The sequence below is a fragment of the Mesorhizobium sp. M7A.F.Ca.US.002.01.1.1 genome, from assembly GCF_004022955.1.
GTDB lineage: Bacteria > Pseudomonadota > Alphaproteobacteria > Rhizobiales > Rhizobiaceae > Mesorhizobium > Mesorhizobium ciceri.
Genome location: NZ_RZQE01000101.1, coordinates 1 through 15,920, shown reverse-complemented (window position 1 = coordinate 15,920; position 15,920 = coordinate 1). Strand labels below are relative to the sequence as shown.

At 64.1% G+C, this 15,920-nt stretch carries 14 protein-coding genes and 1 pseudogene; 12 read left to right on the top strand and 3 right to left on the bottom strand.

Going from position 1 to position 15,920, the window contains the following annotated elements; genetic code table 11:
- Both EN932_RS13065 and EN932_RS13060 read right to left on the bottom strand, forming a co-directional pair.
- Nucleotides 1-949 (bottom strand): annotated as a pseudogene (locus EN932_RS13065) (efflux RND transporter periplasmic adaptor subunit); the annotation flags it as partial.
- Nucleotides 946-2,085, bottom strand: coding sequence for an efflux RND transporter periplasmic adaptor subunit (locus EN932_RS13060; protein WP_127368029.1), 1,140 nt, complete (start codon nucleotides 2,083-2,085; stop codon nucleotides 946-948). The gene EN932_RS13060 and the pseudogene EN932_RS13065, both read right to left, overlap by 4 nt.
- Before the next feature lie 244 nt (nucleotides 2,086-2,329).
- Here EN932_RS13060 and EN932_RS13055 point away from each other — a divergent pair, with 244 nt between their 5' ends.
- Nucleotides 2,330-3,607: a 4-aminobutyrate--2-oxoglutarate transaminase gene (locus EN932_RS13055; protein WP_013527918.1), complete on the top strand. Its 1,278-nt coding sequence runs from the start codon at nucleotides 2,330-2,332 to the stop codon at nucleotides 3,605-3,607.
- A 30-nt stretch (nucleotides 3,608-3,637) separates the two neighbouring features.
- Here EN932_RS13055 and EN932_RS13050 read toward each other — a convergent pair whose 3' ends face one another.
- Complete coding sequence (locus tag EN932_RS13050) at nucleotides 3,638-4,891, bottom strand: FAD-dependent oxidoreductase (RefSeq protein WP_127368028.1); 1,254 nt, start codon at nucleotides 4,889-4,891, stop codon at nucleotides 3,638-3,640.
- Between the two features lie 433 nt (nucleotides 4,892-5,324).
- Here EN932_RS13050 and EN932_RS13045 point away from each other — a divergent pair, with 433 nt between their 5' ends.
- From EN932_RS13045 to EN932_RS12995, 11 genes are all read left to right on the top strand, one after another.
- Nucleotides 5,325-6,614 (top strand): imelysin family protein, encoded by a 1,290-nt coding sequence (locus EN932_RS13045; protein WP_013527916.1) that lies wholly within the window; start codon nucleotides 5,325-5,327, stop codon nucleotides 6,612-6,614.
- Nucleotides 6,615-6,726: 112 nt separating this feature from the next.
- Nucleotides 6,727-7,038 (top strand): (2Fe-2S)-binding protein, encoded by a 312-nt coding sequence (locus EN932_RS13040; RefSeq protein ID WP_013527915.1) that lies wholly within the window; start codon nucleotides 6,727-6,729, stop codon nucleotides 7,036-7,038.
- Nucleotides 7,004-7,489 (top strand): bacterioferritin, encoded by a 486-nt coding sequence (bfr, locus tag EN932_RS13035; RefSeq protein ID WP_013527914.1) that lies wholly within the window; start codon nucleotides 7,004-7,006, stop codon nucleotides 7,487-7,489. Before EN932_RS13040 ends, bfr begins: the two co-directional genes overlap by 35 nt.
- A gap of 12 nt (nucleotides 7,490-7,501) precedes the next feature.
- Nucleotides 7,502-9,103 (top strand): di-heme oxidoredictase family protein, encoded by a 1,602-nt coding sequence (locus EN932_RS13030; RefSeq protein ID WP_027161772.1) that lies wholly within the window; start codon nucleotides 7,502-7,504, stop codon nucleotides 9,101-9,103.
- Nucleotides 9,103-10,182, top strand: a complete 1,080-nt coding sequence (locus EN932_RS13025) for an imelysin family protein (protein ID WP_027161771.1) — start codon at nucleotides 9,103-9,105, stop codon at nucleotides 10,180-10,182. Before EN932_RS13030 ends, EN932_RS13025 begins: the two co-directional genes overlap by 1 nt.
- 1 nt (nucleotide 10,183) lies before the next feature.
- Nucleotides 10,184-11,290, top strand: a complete 1,107-nt coding sequence (locus EN932_RS13020; RefSeq protein ID WP_127369144.1) for a DUF1513 domain-containing protein — start codon at nucleotides 10,184-10,186, stop codon at nucleotides 11,288-11,290.
- 95 nt (nucleotides 11,291-11,385) lie between these two features.
- Entirely contained in the window at nucleotides 11,386-12,063 is a 678-nt protein-coding gene (gene tsaB, locus EN932_RS13015; protein ID WP_013527910.1) for a tRNA (adenosine(37)-N6)-threonylcarbamoyltransferase complex dimerization subunit type 1 TsaB, read from the top strand.
- Nucleotides 12,064-12,146: 83 nt separating this feature from the next.
- Nucleotides 12,147-12,641 carry a ribosomal protein S18-alanine N-acetyltransferase gene (rimI, locus tag EN932_RS13010; protein ID WP_127369142.1) on the top strand — a complete coding sequence of 165 codons (495 nt, stop codon included), beginning with the start codon at nucleotides 12,147-12,149 and terminating at the stop codon, nucleotides 12,639-12,641.
- Between the two features lie 21 nt (nucleotides 12,642-12,662).
- Nucleotides 12,663-13,463 (top strand): 1-acyl-sn-glycerol-3-phosphate acyltransferase, encoded by an 801-nt coding sequence (locus EN932_RS13005; RefSeq protein ID WP_063169990.1) that lies wholly within the window; start codon nucleotides 12,663-12,665, stop codon nucleotides 13,461-13,463.
- 113 nt (nucleotides 13,464-13,576) lie between these two features.
- Nucleotides 13,577-14,947, top strand: coding sequence for a tRNA (N6-isopentenyl adenosine(37)-C2)-methylthiotransferase MiaB (miaB, locus tag EN932_RS13000; protein ID WP_245460982.1), 1,371 nt, complete (start codon nucleotides 13,577-13,579; stop codon nucleotides 14,945-14,947).
- An 83-nt stretch (nucleotides 14,948-15,030) separates the two neighbouring features.
- Nucleotides 15,031-15,920: PhoH family protein (locus EN932_RS12995; protein WP_245483276.1), on the top strand; the 890-nt coding region annotated here is incomplete at its 3' end.

Genomic DNA, 15,920 nt, shown 5'->3' with positions numbered 1-15,920 from the left:
ACCTTTATGTCGCGTGCGTTCACGCTCGATGTCTGCGGGTCGACGATCCACACTTTCGCGGAACCGTTCTTTTCGAACAGCGCCGACATGGGCAGTTCGATCGTCGGTGCCACCTTGGTCACGCGGGTCGCCGTCACCGTCGAGCCGAGCCGGAAGGCCTGTGGCGGATCCGTGAGCGTCAGCCTGACGCGCCGGGTGCGGGTCGAGCCCTCGGATTGCGGTGCGATCTCGCGCAGCTTAGCCCCGGTCTGGATCGTCGGCAGCGACTGCAGGATGACCTGGAAGGGCGTGCCGGCCGCGAGATCACCGGTCAATTGGTCGGGAATGTCGACCACCGCCTCGCGCAGGTCCGAGCGCGCCACGGTGACGACGGTCTGGCCGGGCGAGACCGTCTGGCCAACTTCGGCGCCGACAGCGGTGACGACACCGTCGAAATCAGAGAACAGCCTGGCATAGCCGAGCTGTTCCTGCGATTTGGCAAGCGAGGCCTTAGCCCGCTCGACACCTGCCTCCGCAGCTTTGCGCGCCTGCTGCGCGGCGTCGAAGACAGCTTGCGTGGCGTTGGCTGAGGCGAGTAACTGGCGCTGCCGTTCCTCGCTGGCGGCGGCGTTGGCGAACTGCGCCTCGGCATTGGACAGTTCCGCCTTGGCCGCCTGGAGCGACAACTCCAGCGCGGTCGGATCGAGTGCCGCTATCGTCGTGCCCTTGCTGACGATGTCGCCGACCTGGACGTCGCGCGAGACGACCCGGCCAAGCAGGCGGAAGGCCAGGTCGGCGCTGACCTGCGGTTCGACGGATCCGGCAAAACCGAAGACTTGCGTGGTGCGCGGCTCGATACCATCGACAGCACCGGCCGGATGATCTCGGGCGGCTTTTCCTCCGACCTGGAGCAGGATGCCAGCGCGCCGAGCATGAGCACGCCGAGCAGGATGCGCGGCGTCCGGCTCATTGGCCCGCTCCCGATATCTCGATCGTCTGTCCAGGGCTGAGCAGCTGTCCTCCAGCGGTGACGACGCTCTGGCCTTCGTCCAGCCCCCTGGCGATCACGACCGTGCCCGAATTGAACGCCAGCACTTCGACCGGCGCCATCGTCACCGCCTTGGTCGAGGGATCGACGATCCAGACCGCCGGCTTGCCGCCGCTGGACGTCAGCGCCTGCCAAGGCAGCAGGATCGCCTTCGCCGGCTTGGCGCTTACCGAGCCGATGACGGCTGCTCCCAGCGGCATGCCGGCGGGCGTGTCGGGAATGGCGACCTTGACCCGGATCGAGCCCGAAGCCGGGTCGACCGCAGGCGAGATTTCGCGGACCTTGCCCGTTGCCCTGACCTGCGGATCGGACAACAGCGTGATCGTCACCGCAGGCGATGCCGGTGTCTTGGCGATCAGCGTCTCCTGCACGTTGAACACCGCGTCGCGGTCGCCGTCCTCGGCGACGGTGAAGACGGTTTGCGCGGCTTGCACCACTTGGCCGGTTTCGACTTGGCGGGCGGTGATCACGCCGGCGGCACCGGCCTTGAGCTCGGTGAAGGACAGGTTTTGCTGGGCGTTGGAGAAAGCGCTCTGCGCGGCTTCGACGCTGCCTTGTGCCACCTTCAGGGCCTGGTCCGCGGCGTCATAGTCGCGCCTGGTGGTGAAGCCCTGCGCCAGCAGCGTCTTCTGCCGCTCGAAGGCGGCAACGGACTGGGTCAGTTGCGCCTTGGCTGCATCAAGATCGGCCTGCGCCGAGCGCAGGTCGGATTCCTGCTCCTGCGGGTCGATGCGGGCGAGCACCGTGCCTTGATCGACATGCTGGCCGACATCGACAAACCGTTCGGCGACGCGACCGCCGACCCGGAACGACAGATTGTTCAGCGTACGCGCCGCGATCACCCCGGTCAGCGAAGTCCTTGGCGCATAGTCGGCCATCGCCACCGTTTCGGTGCGCACCATGATCTGCAGTTTCTTGTCCACCGCTTCCTGCTTCTGACAGCCGGCCAGAAGCAGCGCCGCCGTGCAGGCGAAAAGCGCCGGGGCGGCTGGAAAAGACAAAAGACCGGGAGCTCTGACCGATGGCTGCGAGACGGGCGAAGTCACGTTCCTGCTCATGGGCTCCCCCGGCCGCGGGCCGCTCGCTGATCGCGGTGCCTCGCGGCCATCCAGAGGATAGTCGATCCCCGGGAAAAGGAAACCGGTCTCGTACGTGTATCGCCCGACTGGCTAAGCGCCGGGATCTGCCCACCGCAGGCCCAATCGCCTGCCGGTGGTGCCGACTTGAGGAAAACGTGAAATAAGGTCAGAAGACATCTCAACGGCATCAAACAGGACGGGCGCCGGCCCGGTGAGGGATACGATGAAGAATTCAGCCATTTCCGAACGCAAGAACCAATCGATTTCCCGCGGCGTCGGCATGACCACGCAGATTTATGCCGACCGGGCTGAAAATTCGGAAATCTGGGATGTCGAGGGGCGTCGCTATATCGATTTCTCGTCGGGCATCGCCGTCGTCAACACCGGGCATCGCCATCCCAGGGTGATCGAGGCGGTCAAGGCACAGCTCGACCGCTTCACCCACACCTGCCACCAGGTGGTGCCCTATGAGAGCTATGTGCGCCTGGCCGAACGGCTGAACGGCATGCTGCCCGGCAAGTTCGAGAAGAAGACGATCTTCGTCACCACCGGGGCCGAGGCTGTCGAGAACGCCATCAAGATCGCCCGCAATGCCACCGGCCGTCAGGCGGTCATTGCCTTCGCCGGCGGCTTCCATGGCCGCACCTTCATGGGCATGGCGCTGACCGGCAAGGTCGTGCCTTACAAGGTCGGCTTCGGCGCCATGCCGGGCGATGTCTACCATGCGCCGTTCCCTGTGCCGCTGCACGGTGTCTCGGTCGCCGACTCGCTGGCGGCGCTCGACCGGTTGTTCAAGGCCGATGTGGATCCGGCCCGCGTCGCCGCCATTATCATCGAGCCGGTTCAGGGCGAGGGCGGCTTCTACGACGCGCCGCGTGATTTCCTGGTTGCGCTGCGCAAGCTTTGCGACCAGCACGGCATGCTGCTGATCGCCGACGAAGTGCAGACCGGCTTTGCCCGCACCGGCAAGATGTTTGCGATGGACCACCATGAGGTGGCCGCCGACATCACCACCATGGCCAAGAGCCTGGCCGGCGGCTTTCCTCTGGCGGCGGTCACCGGCCGCGCCGAAATCATGGATGCGCCCGGCCCCGGCGGGCTCGGCGGCACCTATGGCGGCAGCCCGATCGGCGTTGCCGCGGCGCACGCCGTGCTCGACGTGATCGAGGATGAAAAGCTGTGCGACCGCGCTAATACGCTGGGCGCAAGACTGAAACAGCGGCTGCAGTCGATCCGCGACGACGTGCCCGAGATCGTCGACATCAGAGGTCTCGGCTTCATGAATGCGGTCGAGTTCAACGACGTCAAGAAGGGCCTGCCCTCGGCCGAGATCGCCAATGCGATCCGGTTGAAGGCGCTCGACAAGGGCCTGATCCTGTTGACCTGCGGCGTCTACGGCAACGTCATCCGCTTCCTGGCGCCGATCACTATCCAGGACGAAGTCATGAACGAAGCACTCGACATTCTGGAAAGCTCGATCCGCGAAGTCTGCGCCGCCTGATCAGTAAGGTGCCGCGCCTGAGGGACGGAATTATCCCGCCGCTCTGGCGGGCTCATTCTCGAGGAAAGCGGCCAGTGCCGCTTTCAGCCCCTCGGGGCCAGCGGCCACCGTCTGCGGCGTCGGCGAGAAGCCGGCGCCCAACATCTTGCGGCCAAGCATATGGTCGCCCGGACGGTTGACCGATTCGATGCCGAGCAGCCGCTCGCCGGCGTAGTGGTAGATCGAGAATTTGTTGTCGGGCAGGTCGCCCAGCACGACATGGCTGTCGCCGCCGGCGGTCAGGCCGACCATCTGCAGCTTCATGTCGCCGATGTCGGACCAGAACCATGGCACCGCAGAATAGGCGTCGGCATGGCCTGATATCGTGCGCGCGGCAAGCCGCGCCTGGTCGGTGGCATTCTGCACCGATTCCAGCCGCACGTCGCCGCCGGTGAACCAGTGACGGTAAGAGGCAGCATCGCCAATAGCGAGAATCTCCGGCACCGAAGTCCGCATCTGGTGATCGACGCGGATGCCGTTGGCGATGCCGAGGCCAGCTTCCTGCGCCAGTTCGACATTCGGCACGGCACCAATGCCGACAATGACCATGCGCGCCGGCAGCCTTTCGCCTGACGAGGTGATCGCGGCCACGACATGACCGTTTTCGCCTTCGAGCCTGGCGATCGAGGTGCCGGTGAGGATGCGCACGCCCGTCGCTTCCAGCCGTTGCCGGACGTGGCTCGCCACCACCGGCGCCACGGCGCGGCCGAGCAGCCGGTCCACCGCCTCGACCACTGTCACCGTGCGGCCGGCGGCCCTCAACGTGGCTGCGATCTCCAGCCCGATGAAACCGCCGCCGAGGATGACGACTTCGTCGGTTTGCGCGCTGAGGTCGCGGATCAGCCGCGCATCGGCCAGCGAGCGCAGCGACAGCACCCCGGACAGATCGGCACCGGGCAGCGGCAGCGTGCGCGGGCGCGAGCCTGTCGCCAGGATCAGGTGGTCGAAGGCAAGCGCACCACCGCCGGCAATATCCAAACTGCGGCGTCCGGCATCGAGGCGATCGATCCTGACGCCAGGCCGGTAGTCGATGGCGCTGCCGGTGTAAAAGGCCTCGCCGCGCAAGGGTTGTGGCTTGGCCTCGGCATCCTTGATGAAGGTCTTCGACAGCGGCGGCTTGTGGTAGGGCAGTTCGTCCTCATCTCCGACGAGGATCACCGGCCCGTCATAGCCGTCCTCGCGCAGACTTGCGGCCGCTTGCACGCCCGCATGACCCGCGCCGACAATGACCACACCGTTCTTCATCGCACTCAATCCCGATTCTACCCTAGGATGTTCCGCCAGATGGCAATTGTCTGGCACCGCTGCAAGCGAGCTTTTGCGGGTCGCATCCGGGATGGCGGCTGTCAATCGCACAGTTCAGCGGCAAGACCGGTGCAGGAAAATGCATAAAGTTGACAGTCGCAGTTTAGAATAATTCTAAACTGTTGTTTCGATTGACTTTTCTTGCGGATTGTCATTGACATCCGACGGTGTCGCAGCTTTATGGAAGCTCGCGCGTTAGCGCATCCCTTTAATGTTTGGGCCTTGAACCCTTTCGATTGGAGGCATTTTGGTGTCTTTCTTCCGCGAACCGCGCGATGGCGCGGCATCTCTTGCGCCCAATGGCCCGCAGATGGCCTGGCGCCGGTTGCTGCGCGCGCCGTTTACAGAATTTCCGAGAAACTGGAGAGTGATCATGACAGCACGATATGGCAGCAGGCTTGCGGCGATCGGCGCCACTGCCCTGCTGACGGCGGCGGTATTCGTGTTGCCGGCAAAGGCGGAAACAGATGTAAAGGCGGTCATCAAGACCTATTCCGACATCGCGCTCGCCAAATACGAGGATTCGCTGACCACCGCGCAAGCGCTCGACAAGGCGGTCGACGCGCTGCTCGCCACGCCATCGGTGGAAACCCTCAACGCTGCCCGTGACGCCTGGAAGGCATCGCGCGTTCCCTACCAGCAGACCGAAGTCTACCGCTTCGGCAACAAGATCGTCGACGACTGGGAAGGCAAGGTGAATTCCTGGCCGCTGGATGAAGGCTTGATCGACTATGTCGCCAAGAGCTACGGCACCGAATCGGACGCGAACGCGCTCTACACGGCCAATGTGATCGCCAACAAGGAGATCGAGATCAACGGCAAGAAGGTCGATGCATCGAAGCTTTCGCCGGAATTCCTCTCCGGCACGCTGCAGGGGGCCGGCGGCATCGAGGCCAATGTCGCCACCGGCTATCACGCCATCGAATTCCTGCTCTGGGGCCAGGACCTGCATGGCACCGGCCCGGGTGCCGGCGAGCGCCCCTACACCGACTACGACCTCAAGAACTGCACCGGCGGTAATTGCGACCGCCGCGCCGAGTATCTGAAATCGGCCAGCGACCTTCTGGTTTCGGATCTTCAGGAGATGGTCGGCAACTGGAAGGAAGACGGCGCCGCCCGCAAGGCTCTTGTCGATGGCGAGCCGAGCACGGCGATCTCGACGATCTTCACCGGCATGGGCTCGCTGTCCTACGGCGAACTGGCCGGCGAGCGCATGAAGCTCGGCCTACTGCTGCATGATCCGGAAGAGGAGCACGATTGCTTCTCCGACAACACCTACAATTCGCATCTCTACGACGCCATCGGCATTCGCGCGGCCTATCATGCGAGCTACACGCGTCTCGACGGCACCATCGTTTCGGGTCCTTCGGTGGCCGATATGGTGAAGGCGGCCGACCCGGCGATCGACAAGGAACTGTCTGACAAGCTCGATGTTTCGGTCGCCAAGATGGAGGCGATCAAGGCGCGTGCACTGGCCGGCGAGGCCTATGACCAGCAGATCGCCGAGGGCAACATTGAGGGCAATGCCACCGTCCAGGCGGCGATCGATGCGCTGATCGATCAGACCAAGTCGATTGAGCGCGCCGTCGGCTCCCTGAAGCTCAGCACCATCGCCTTCGAAGGGTCCGACAGCCTCGACGCGCCGGACAAGGTGTTCAAGTAAGGGGTAAACGACGGAGACTGGCCCGGAGCCGGACAACCGGCTTTGCAACGGCCTCCGCCAGAAGATCAAGCCACACGGCGCGGGAGACGCCGTCAGCCAGCCGAGCAAGCCAATGCTGATTTGTCATTGCAACATCATCACCGAGAAGGAGATCGAGCAGACGATCGTCGGGCTGCTGGACCAGGATCCCTGGCAGTTGATCGTGCCGGCGAAAATCTATCATGCAATGCAAAAGCGCGGTCGCTGTTGCGGCTGCTTCCCAAATGTGGTGGAAACGATCATTCGGGTCACCGAAAACTACCACGCTCGCTCGGAGGCGAGCGGCGTGGATGTCGTTTCACACCTGGATCGCGTCAGAGGCCTGCGCATCCAATACGGGAGCAGAATTCATGAAAGGCGATCCGCAGATCATCGAGCGGCTTAACGAGGCCCTTTTTCTGGAGCTTGGCGCCGTCAATCAGTACTGGGTGCATTTCCGTCTGCTTGAGGACTGGGGATACGCCAAGCTGGCAAAGAAGGAGCGGGCGGAATCGATCGAGGAGATGCACCATGCCGACAAGCTCGTCGCCCGCATCATCTTCCTCGAAGGCCATCCGAACCTGCAGTCCGTGGCGCCGCTGCGCATCGGGCAGAACGTCAAGGAAGTGCTCGAATCCGACCTTGCCGGAGAATATGACGCACGTACCGCCTACAAGCGTTCGCGCGAAATCTGCAACGACGCCGGCGACTACGTGACGATGAAGCTGTTCGAGGAATTGCTGGCCGACGAGGAGGGTCACATCGACTTTCTTGAGACGCAGCTCGACCTGCTTGCCTCGATTGGCGAGGAGAAATACGGCCAGCTCAACGCCGCATCGGCAGACGAGGCGGAGTAAGGGCATGCGGGAATGCGGCGCCTGCTAGAATTCGTGCGCCGCTCGCGGCGGGCCAATGGCTCGCCGCCCCCTGAGAAGACGCCAGCCGGATTGGCGCGTCGGCGCTGTGTCATGCTCGTGTTGGCGCTTACCTCTTCGGCGATGGCGGGTGATCTTCAGCCGGCCGGCTTCGCCACCACGCGCACCGACCTCAATGCGAAGGATCAGGCGCGCGTCATTGCCGTCACCAGGCCGACCACGGATTTTTCCAGGCCAGAGCCGTTCGAATTGATGCAAGGTGGCGCCGGCACGTCCCGAAAGGACGTCAGCCGCGATTCCTTCTCGCAATCCTCGGCCAACATCACCTTCGAGGAAGAGGGCGACTTCAAGCTCGGCAATGCCCTTTTCCGCAAGAACTGGGTCTCGTCGCCATCCTCGACGCAAGCGTCGGACGGGCTCGGCCCGCTGTTCAACGAACGTGCCTGCCAGAACTGTCATCTGAAGGATGGCCGCGGCCGCCCGCCGCAAGGCGACCCCGGCACCACGTCGATGTTCCTGCGGCTGGCCCGCGACGCCAGCAGCGTGGAAGAGAAGGCGGCGCTTGCCGACCATGAGGTGCTCAACTTCCCCGACCCGGTCTACGGCAGGCAATTGCAGGAGCTCGCCGTACCCGGCCTGCCTGGTGAAGGCAGGATGCATATCGATTACCAGGAACGTAAGGTGGAGCTGACGGACGGCTCTGTGATCTCCTTGCGCAAACCGAGCTATTCGGTTGACGGCCTTGGCTACGGGCCGCTTGACCCGCGCACCACGCTGTCGCCGCGGCTCACACCGCCGATGATCGGCCTGGGCCTGATCGAACAGATCGCGCCGTCTGATATTCTCGCCCAAGCCGATCCGGACGACAGGGACGGCGACGGCATTTCCGGCAGGCCGAACATCGTGCGCGATAGCCTGAACGGGGAACTGACGCTCGGCCGCTTCGGCTGGAAGGCGCAGACCGCGTCGATCCGCCAGCAGGCGGCGGATGCCTTTGCCGGCGACATCGGCATCTCGACGCTCGAAGAGCCGAGGCATTGGGGCGATTGCACTGCTGCGGAGGCAAAATGCCTCGCCATGCCGAACGGCGTGCAGCAGCGTCTTGGCCCGGTCGAGGCGCCGCCGCCGGTGATGGATCTCGTCACCTTCTATTCGCAGAACCTGGCCGTGCCGTCGCGCCGGGACCTCGACCGGCCGGACGTGCTCGCGGGCAAAAAGACATTCTACGAGATCGGCTGCATTGCCTGCCATACGCCGAAATTCGTCACGCGCCGCGATACGCCCAATAAGGCGCAGGCCTTCCAGTTGATCTGGCCCTATTCCGACTTCCTGCTGCACGACATGGGGCCTGATCTGGCCGATGGCCAGGCCGTGGGCGATGCGACGGGCAATGAGTGGCGCACGCCGCCGCTGTGGGGCATCGGCCTGACCGAGACAGTCAACGGCAATTCCTTCTTTCTGCATGACGGGCGCGCGCGCAGCCTGGCTGAGGCGATCCTGTGGCATGGCGGCGAGGCGCAGAAAGCGCGCGACCGTTTTGCCGCCGCTAACGCGACCGAGCGTGACGCATTGCTCAAATTCCTGGAGTCACTGTGATGTTCAAGCGTTCTGCATTGTTTTTCGCTCTTCCGCTGGCCCTGCTGGGCGTTGTCCCTGCGTCGGCGGCGGTCAAAGCCTCCGACATCATCCAGCGGGCGATCGATGGCTTCGTCCGCCCGGCCTATGCCGGCCTGCACGAGCATGCGGAAGCCTTGACCGGATCCATGCGCAAGCTGTGCGTCACGCCCTCGCAAGGAGAGCTCGATGCCGCACGCGCCGAATTCTCCGCCACCGTCTATGCCTGGTCGTCAGCCGAAATCATCGGCTTCGGGCCGATCAAGGAGAACAACCGGCTGGAACGCATGCTGTTCTGGCCGGATCGCAAGAGCATTGGCCTGAAGCAGGTGCAGGCGGCGCTGTCGGCGAAGGATCCAACCGCCACAGATCCGGCACAGCTGGCCGGCAAGAGCGTCGCCATGCAGGGGCTGGGCGCGCTGGAGTTCGTACTTTACGGCGACGGCGCCGATGCACTGGCCGGCAAGGATGATCCCTACCGCTGCGCCTATGGCACTGCTGTTGCCGGCAACATCGAAACCATGGCCGGCGAGGTCAGCGCCGCCTGGAACAAACCGGACGGCTTTGCAGCGATTTGGGCCAATCCGGGGCCGCAGAATGCGCTCTACCGCGACGGCAACGAAGCGGTGACGGAACTGGTCGGCGTCTTCATCAATGAGCTGGAAATGGTGCGCGACGTGCGCCTGAAAGGGTTTTTCGGCGGCAAGCCGGACGCGGACAAGCCGAAACAAGCGATCTATTGGCGCTCGCAAAACACCACCGCGTCACTGGCCGGCAATCTCTCCGGCATCGATACGCTGTTCCAGGCCTCGAAACTTGGCGACGCCCTGCCGGCCGATGCGCGCTGGATGGCCGAATCGATCCACATCCAGTTGGTCAACGGTGTCGCCACCGCCAAGGCCGTCAGCGGTCCAATCGACAAGGCGCTTGCCGATCCGGCATTGCGCGACAAGCTCGAGCATTTCGCGCTGATCACCTCCAGCCTGTCGACCCTGATCGGGACCAGGTTGACCGCTGAATTCGGCCTGACCGCAGGCTTCTCCTCGCTGGATGGGGACTGAATTGAAAACCCCGCTGATAGATCGCCGCGATTTCCTGAGAGCTGCAGGCGTTGGCTTCATGGCCGCGATGGCGCCATCGGCCTGGGCAACGACGCTTTCGGCCGACGCCGTCTTCGCCACCGCTTTCGTCAAACGCGACGGCAGCTTTGGCGCTGCCGTCCTGTCCGAGGCCGGCAAAGTCCTGCATGCGATCGATCTGCCCGATCGCGGCCACGATGTCACCTTCGATCCCATATCGAAACGCTCGGTGGTCTTCGCGCGCCAGCCCGGCACCTTCGCCGTGGTTTTCGACCATTCGGGCCGTGATGCGCCGCTGACCATCGCCAGCATCGCCGGCCGGCATTTCTTCGGCCATGGCGTGTTTTCGGCCGACGGTGCGCTGCTCTATGCCACCGAAAACGACTTCGACAACGCCGCCGGCGTCGTCGGCGTCTACGATGCGCGGGCGAAATTCAGCCGTGTCGGCGAGTTCCCGACCTATGGAATGGGTCCACACGAGCTTCTGCTCCTGGGCGATGGCAGGACGATTGCGGTAGCAAATGGCGGCATCGAGACCCATCCGGATTACGGCCGCGCCGAGCTCAACATTGCGACCATGAAGCCGTCCTACGTATTGATAGACCGCGTCACCGGCGACCTCATCGAGAAGCACGAATTGCCGGCCGCACTGCATCAGCTGTCGATCCGCCACATGGACACCGATCCGTCCGGCACGGTCTGGTTCGGCTGCCAGTACAGGGGCCCGGGCACCGATCGTCCGCTGCTGGTCGGCCGCGCGGTGCGCGGCAAGGAATTGCAACTGCTCGACATGCCGCAGGACGTTTTGTCCGGCTTCCGCAACTACATAGGCTCGGTCGCCGCCAATCCGGCTGCCGGCACGGTCGCGGTCTCCTCGCCGGAAGGCAACTCGCTTGTCGTGCTCGATGCGGCCAGCGGACGGGTCGTCGCGAACAGCGCGCTGGTCGAGGTCTGCGGCGTGGCTCCCGATGGAACCGGCTTCATGGCCACCACCGGCGCTGGCGAGATCGTCGAGGGCAGTGGTGCGACACGCTCCGAACCGGACTATGTCTGGGACAACCACATGCTGCGCATCGAGCAGGCCGCATAGGCCACAAGCGAAGCCGCTTAACGAATTATGCACTATCCCCTTGCGGTGGCGGGCCGTGGCGGGCACAGGGAATTGTCTTTCGAACCGGTTGCTTCATGAAATTGCTTGCCATCGACTGTGCCGCCAACCTCTGCGCCGCTAGCGTCTATGACGCGACGGCGAAGCGGGAGCTCGGCCGCTCGGTGCTCGATCTCGGCAAGGGCCATGCCGAGCAGCTGATGGCGGTCATCGCCGAAGCGCTGGAGGCAGGCGCAACCGACTATGCAGGTCTTGGCGCCATTGCCGTGTCTGTCGGCCCCGGTTCCTTCACCGGTCTGCGGGTCGGCGTCTCGACCGCGCGTGGCCTGGCGCTGGCGCTGAAGATACCGGCAATCGGAGTGACGACACTGGAGGCGCTGGCTGCCGAAGCAGCGACGGCATTTCCCGGTCGCGCCGTGCTGGCGGCGCTGGATGCCGGCCGTGAGGAGATCCACGCGGCCTTTTACGACGAAAGGTTAGTCTTGACTTACGGTCCGGCCGTGGCCACGCTGGCCGACGTGGTGGCAATGGCGATGGCAACGTCTCCGGTGCTTGCCGGCACCGCTGCAGCGCTCATCAGCGCATCGGCCGGGCGCGAATTCGATGTCGGCCCTCGGACGGCCACCGCCGACATTGTCACCTACGCCCGCCTGGCTGCCGCCAAGGGCGCGGGCGAACGGCCGAAACCACTCTATCTGCGCGGCGCCGACGCCAAGCCGCAGGCCGGGTTCATTCTTTCAAGGATCAGACCATGATCCCGAAAAGTGGAAGCCGGTTTTCACGGACAACGGTTCCCGTTTGTCCAGAGATCATGGTCAAACAAGAAAACAAAAATTAGATGCGCATACCTTTTCTCCAATCACGCCGCCGGGACTATGCGCTCGAGCCGCTGAGGATCGCCGACAGTCCGGCGGTCTCGCTGCTGCACCGCGAGGACTTTGTCCGCCCCTGGACCGATGGCGAATTTGCCGCCTTGCTCGAACAGGACACCGTGTTCGGCTATGCCGCGCGCGAAACCGGACAGGGCTCCAAGCCGCCCGTCGGCTTCGTGCTGGCGCGGCTTGCGGCAGGCGAGGGCGAGATCCTGACCGTCGCGGTGGCGCGATCGCATCGCCGGCAGGGGCTGGGCTGGCAATTGATGGACGCGGTGTTGCGCGAACTGCACGCGCAGCGCGCCGAAGCGCTGTTCCTCGAGGTCGACGAGACCAATGTCGCGGCGATCGCGCTTTATCGCCGGCTGGGCTTCCGCGAGGTCGGCAGGCGGCCGAATTACTACAGGTCGGCCGAACACGGACCGACCGGCGCGCTTGTCATGCGCCGCGATCTTCGCTAGCGAGACGGCCGGGATGGGGCGATGATCAAGAAAATCAGGATTTTCCTGGCGCTGGGCCTCGTTGTCGCCGGTTCGCTGGTCCTCGTGCCGTTACAGATACTGTCGATGAAGACCGGCTGGTGGCCGGAAACCTTCATCCTCAAGATCTGGCACAGGCTGATCATCAGGGCGCTCGGCATGCGCATCCATGTCAAGGGGACGCTGTCCGACAAGCGCCCGCTGCTGGTTGCGTCCAATCACATCTCCTGGACCGACATCATGGTGCTCGGCTCTTTTGCCGACGTAAAATTCATCGCCAGGGCTGATATGGAAGGCTGGCCGCTGATCGGCATGCTTTCGAAGCTGCAGCGTACCGTGTTCATCGAGCGCGAGCGCAAGCGTTCGTCGGGCGACCAGGCAAGCGAGATTGCCAGCCGCATGGCCAAGGGCGATGCGATGGTGCTGTTTGCCGAGGGCTCGACCGGCGACGGCAATATGGTCCTGCCGTTCAAGAGCACGCTGTTCGGCGCCGCCTCGATGGCGATTTCGGAAGGCGCGGCGGAACAGGTGTTCATCCAGCCGGTGGCGATCGCCTATACGCGTCTGCACGGCGTGCCGCTCGGCCGCCGGCATCGCCCGCTTGCCGCCTGGATCGGCGATGAGGATTTGATGCCGCATCTCAAGGTATTGCTGGCGGAGGGCGCGCTCGACGTCGAGGTGCATTTCGGCGAGGCAATCGCCTTTTCCAAGGGTTCGAACCGCAAGGAGACGTCGAAACTGATGGAAAGCCAGGTGCGTGAGATGATGCAGGCGGCGCTTGCCGACCCGCGGCCGAGCCGCTAGCCCCGGCATGCCCTTGCTGGCGCGGGCTGAGAATCGTCTGTTTTTTGTCACGGAAAGGCGTTAGAAGCCGCCTTATGGACTTGAACACGGTAGAAAGCGACGACATCGGCACTATGGCTGGACAGCCGGCAGTGCTTTCCACGGCAGCGAAAAAAGTCTTCATCAAGACCTATGGCTGCCAGATGAACGTCTATGATTCGCAGCGTATGGCCGATGCGCTGGCTGCCGACGGCTATTCCGCGACCGATGCCATTGGCGAGGCGGACCTGGTGCTGCTGAACACCTGTCATATCAGGGAGAAGGCGGCCGAAAAGGTCTATTCCGAGCTCGGCCGTATCCGCGACATGAAAGCCGAGCGTGCCCTGGCCGGCCGCGAGATGCTGGTCGGCGTCGCCGGCTGCGTGGCGCAGGCCGAAGGCGCCGAGATCATCCGCCGTTCGCCGGCCGTCGACCTGGTCATCGGCCCGCAGACCTATCACCGGCTCCCCGACGTGCTGGCGCGGGTGCGCGGCGGCGAAAAGATCGTCGAGACCGACTACGCCATCGAGGACAAGTTCGAGCATCTGCCGCAGCCCAAGCGCGCCGAGGTCATCAAGCGCGGTGTCACCGCCTTCCTCACCGTGCAGGAAGGCTGCGACAAGTTCTGCACCTTCTGCGTCGTGCCCTATACCAGAGGCTCCGAAGTTTCCCGGCCGGTGGCGCAGATTGTCGCGGAGGCTGAGCGCCTGGCTGAAGCCGGGGTGCGCGAAGTGACGCTGCTTGGCCAGAACGTCAATGCCTGGCATGGCCAGGGCGAGAACGGCCACGAGTGGGGCCTTGGCCGCCTGCTGTTCAGGCTGGCCGAAATCCCCGGGCTGGCGCGTCTGCGCTACACCACCAGCCACCCGCGCGACATGGATGACGAGCTGATAGCGGCCCATCGCGATCTGCCGTCGTTGATGCCCTATCTGCATCTGCCGGTGCAATCAGGCTCCGACCGCATCCTCAAGGCGATGAATCGCCGGCACACGGCGAGGGATTATCTGGCGCTGCTCGACCGTATCCGCACTGCCCGGCCTGACATCGCGCTTTCCGGCGACTTCATCGTCGGCTTTCCCGGCGAGACCGAGGCGGATTTCGAGGCGACCATGGAGCTGGTGCGTCAGGTGAATTACGCCTCGGCCTTCTCCTTCAAATATTCGCCGCGCCCCGGCACGCCAGGCGCCGAAATGCCCGATCATGTGCCGGAAGCGGTCAAGGACGAGCGCTTGCAGCGGCTGCAGGCCTTGCTCGTGAAACAGCAGCAGGACTTCGGCTTGAGCCTCGTCGGCAGCACCATCGACACGCTGATCGAGAAGCCCGGCCGTCAGGCCGGCCAGAAGGTAGGCCGCTCACCTTGGCTGCAGCCGGTTATTGTTGATGAAAAGGCCGGCGAAATCGGTGACATTATCCAGGTGCGAATCACGAAGACGGGCTACAACAGCCTGTTCGCCGAATTGGCCTGAGGGTCTCGGCAGATGAGGAGAGACGGTTGAGCGCAGCAGAGCTGAAGAACCTGCCCCCGGTACCGGCATCTGGGGCTTCTGACATGGCGCACATCGTTCTGACTTTCGACAACAACAAGCTTGCCAGCGCCCTCTATGGTCAGTTCGACGAAAACCTCGCCCGGCTCGAGCAGAAGCTTGGCGTCGACATCCGCTCACGCGGCAACCAGCTGACCATCAAAGGGTCCGCTTCTGCCGCCGAGCAGGCGCGCCGCGCCCTGGACAATCTTTACGGCATTCTCCAGAAAGGCGTCGATATCGGCCAGTCCGACGTTGACGGCGCCGTGCGCATGGCGATTGCCGCCGACGATCAGTTGACCCTGCCAACGCTGGAACGCAAGGGCAAGGTCTCCGCCGCCCAGATCGCCACCCGCAAGAAGACGATCTATGCCCGTTCGCTCAACCAGGACGCCTATATGCGGGCGCTGGAACGGTCGGAACTGGTGTTCGGCATCGGCCCGGCCGGCACCGGCAAGACCTACCTGGCGGTGGCGCACGCGGCGATGCTGCTCGAGCGCGGCATGGTCGAGCGCATCATTCTCTCGCGGCCGGCGGTCGAGGCCGGCGAGCGGCTGGGCTTCCTGCCCGGCGACATGAAGGAGAAGGTCGATCCCTATCTGCGGCCGCTCTATGACGCGCTCTACGACATGATGCCGGCCGACAAGGTCGAGCGCGCCATTGCCGCCGAAGTGATCGAAATCGCGCCGCTTGCCTTCATGCGCGGCCGCACGCTGGCGCATGCCGCCGTCATCCTCGACGAGGCGCAGAACACCACGCCGATGCAGATGAAGATGTTCCTGACGCGTCTGGGCGAAAACTCGCGCATGATCGTCACCGGCGATCCGACCCAGATCGACCTTCCCTCGAACACCAAATCGGGTCTGGTCGAAGCCTTGCGGGTGCTGGACGGCGTGGCGGGCGCGGTCACCGTGCG

Coding starts and splice junctions, on each gene's coding strand:
- EN932_RS13060 (WP_127368029.1), bottom strand. CDS start 2,085: ATGAGCAGGAACGTGACTTCGCCCGTCTCGCAGCCATCGGTCAGAGCT.
- EN932_RS13055 (WP_013527918.1), top strand. CDS start 2,330: ATGAAGAATTCAGCCATTTCCGAACGCAAGAACCAATCGATTTCCCGC.
- EN932_RS13050 (WP_127368028.1), bottom strand. CDS start 4,891: ATGAAGAACGGTGTGGTCATTGTCGGCGCGGGTCATGCGGGCGTGCAA.
- EN932_RS13045 (WP_013527916.1), top strand. CDS start 5,325: ATGACAGCACGATATGGCAGCAGGCTTGCGGCGATCGGCGCCACTGCC.
- EN932_RS13040 (WP_013527915.1), top strand. CDS start 6,727: ATGCTGATTTGTCATTGCAACATCATCACCGAGAAGGAGATCGAGCAG.
- bfr (WP_013527914.1), top strand. CDS start 7,004: ATGAAAGGCGATCCGCAGATCATCGAGCGGCTTAACGAGGCCCTTTTT.
- EN932_RS13030 (WP_027161772.1), top strand. CDS start 7,502: ATGCGGCGCCTGCTAGAATTCGTGCGCCGCTCGCGGCGGGCCAATGGC.
- EN932_RS13025 (WP_027161771.1), top strand. CDS start 9,103: ATGTTCAAGCGTTCTGCATTGTTTTTCGCTCTTCCGCTGGCCCTGCTG.
- tsaB (WP_013527910.1), top strand. CDS start 11,386: ATGAAATTGCTTGCCATCGACTGTGCCGCCAACCTCTGCGCCGCTAGC.
- rimI (WP_127369142.1), top strand. CDS start 12,147: ATGCGCATACCTTTTCTCCAATCACGCCGCCGGGACTATGCGCTCGAG.
- EN932_RS13005 (WP_063169990.1), top strand. CDS start 12,663: ATGATCAAGAAAATCAGGATTTTCCTGGCGCTGGGCCTCGTTGTCGCC.
- miaB (WP_245460982.1), top strand. CDS start 13,577: ATGGCTGGACAGCCGGCAGTGCTTTCCACGGCAGCGAAAAAAGTCTTC.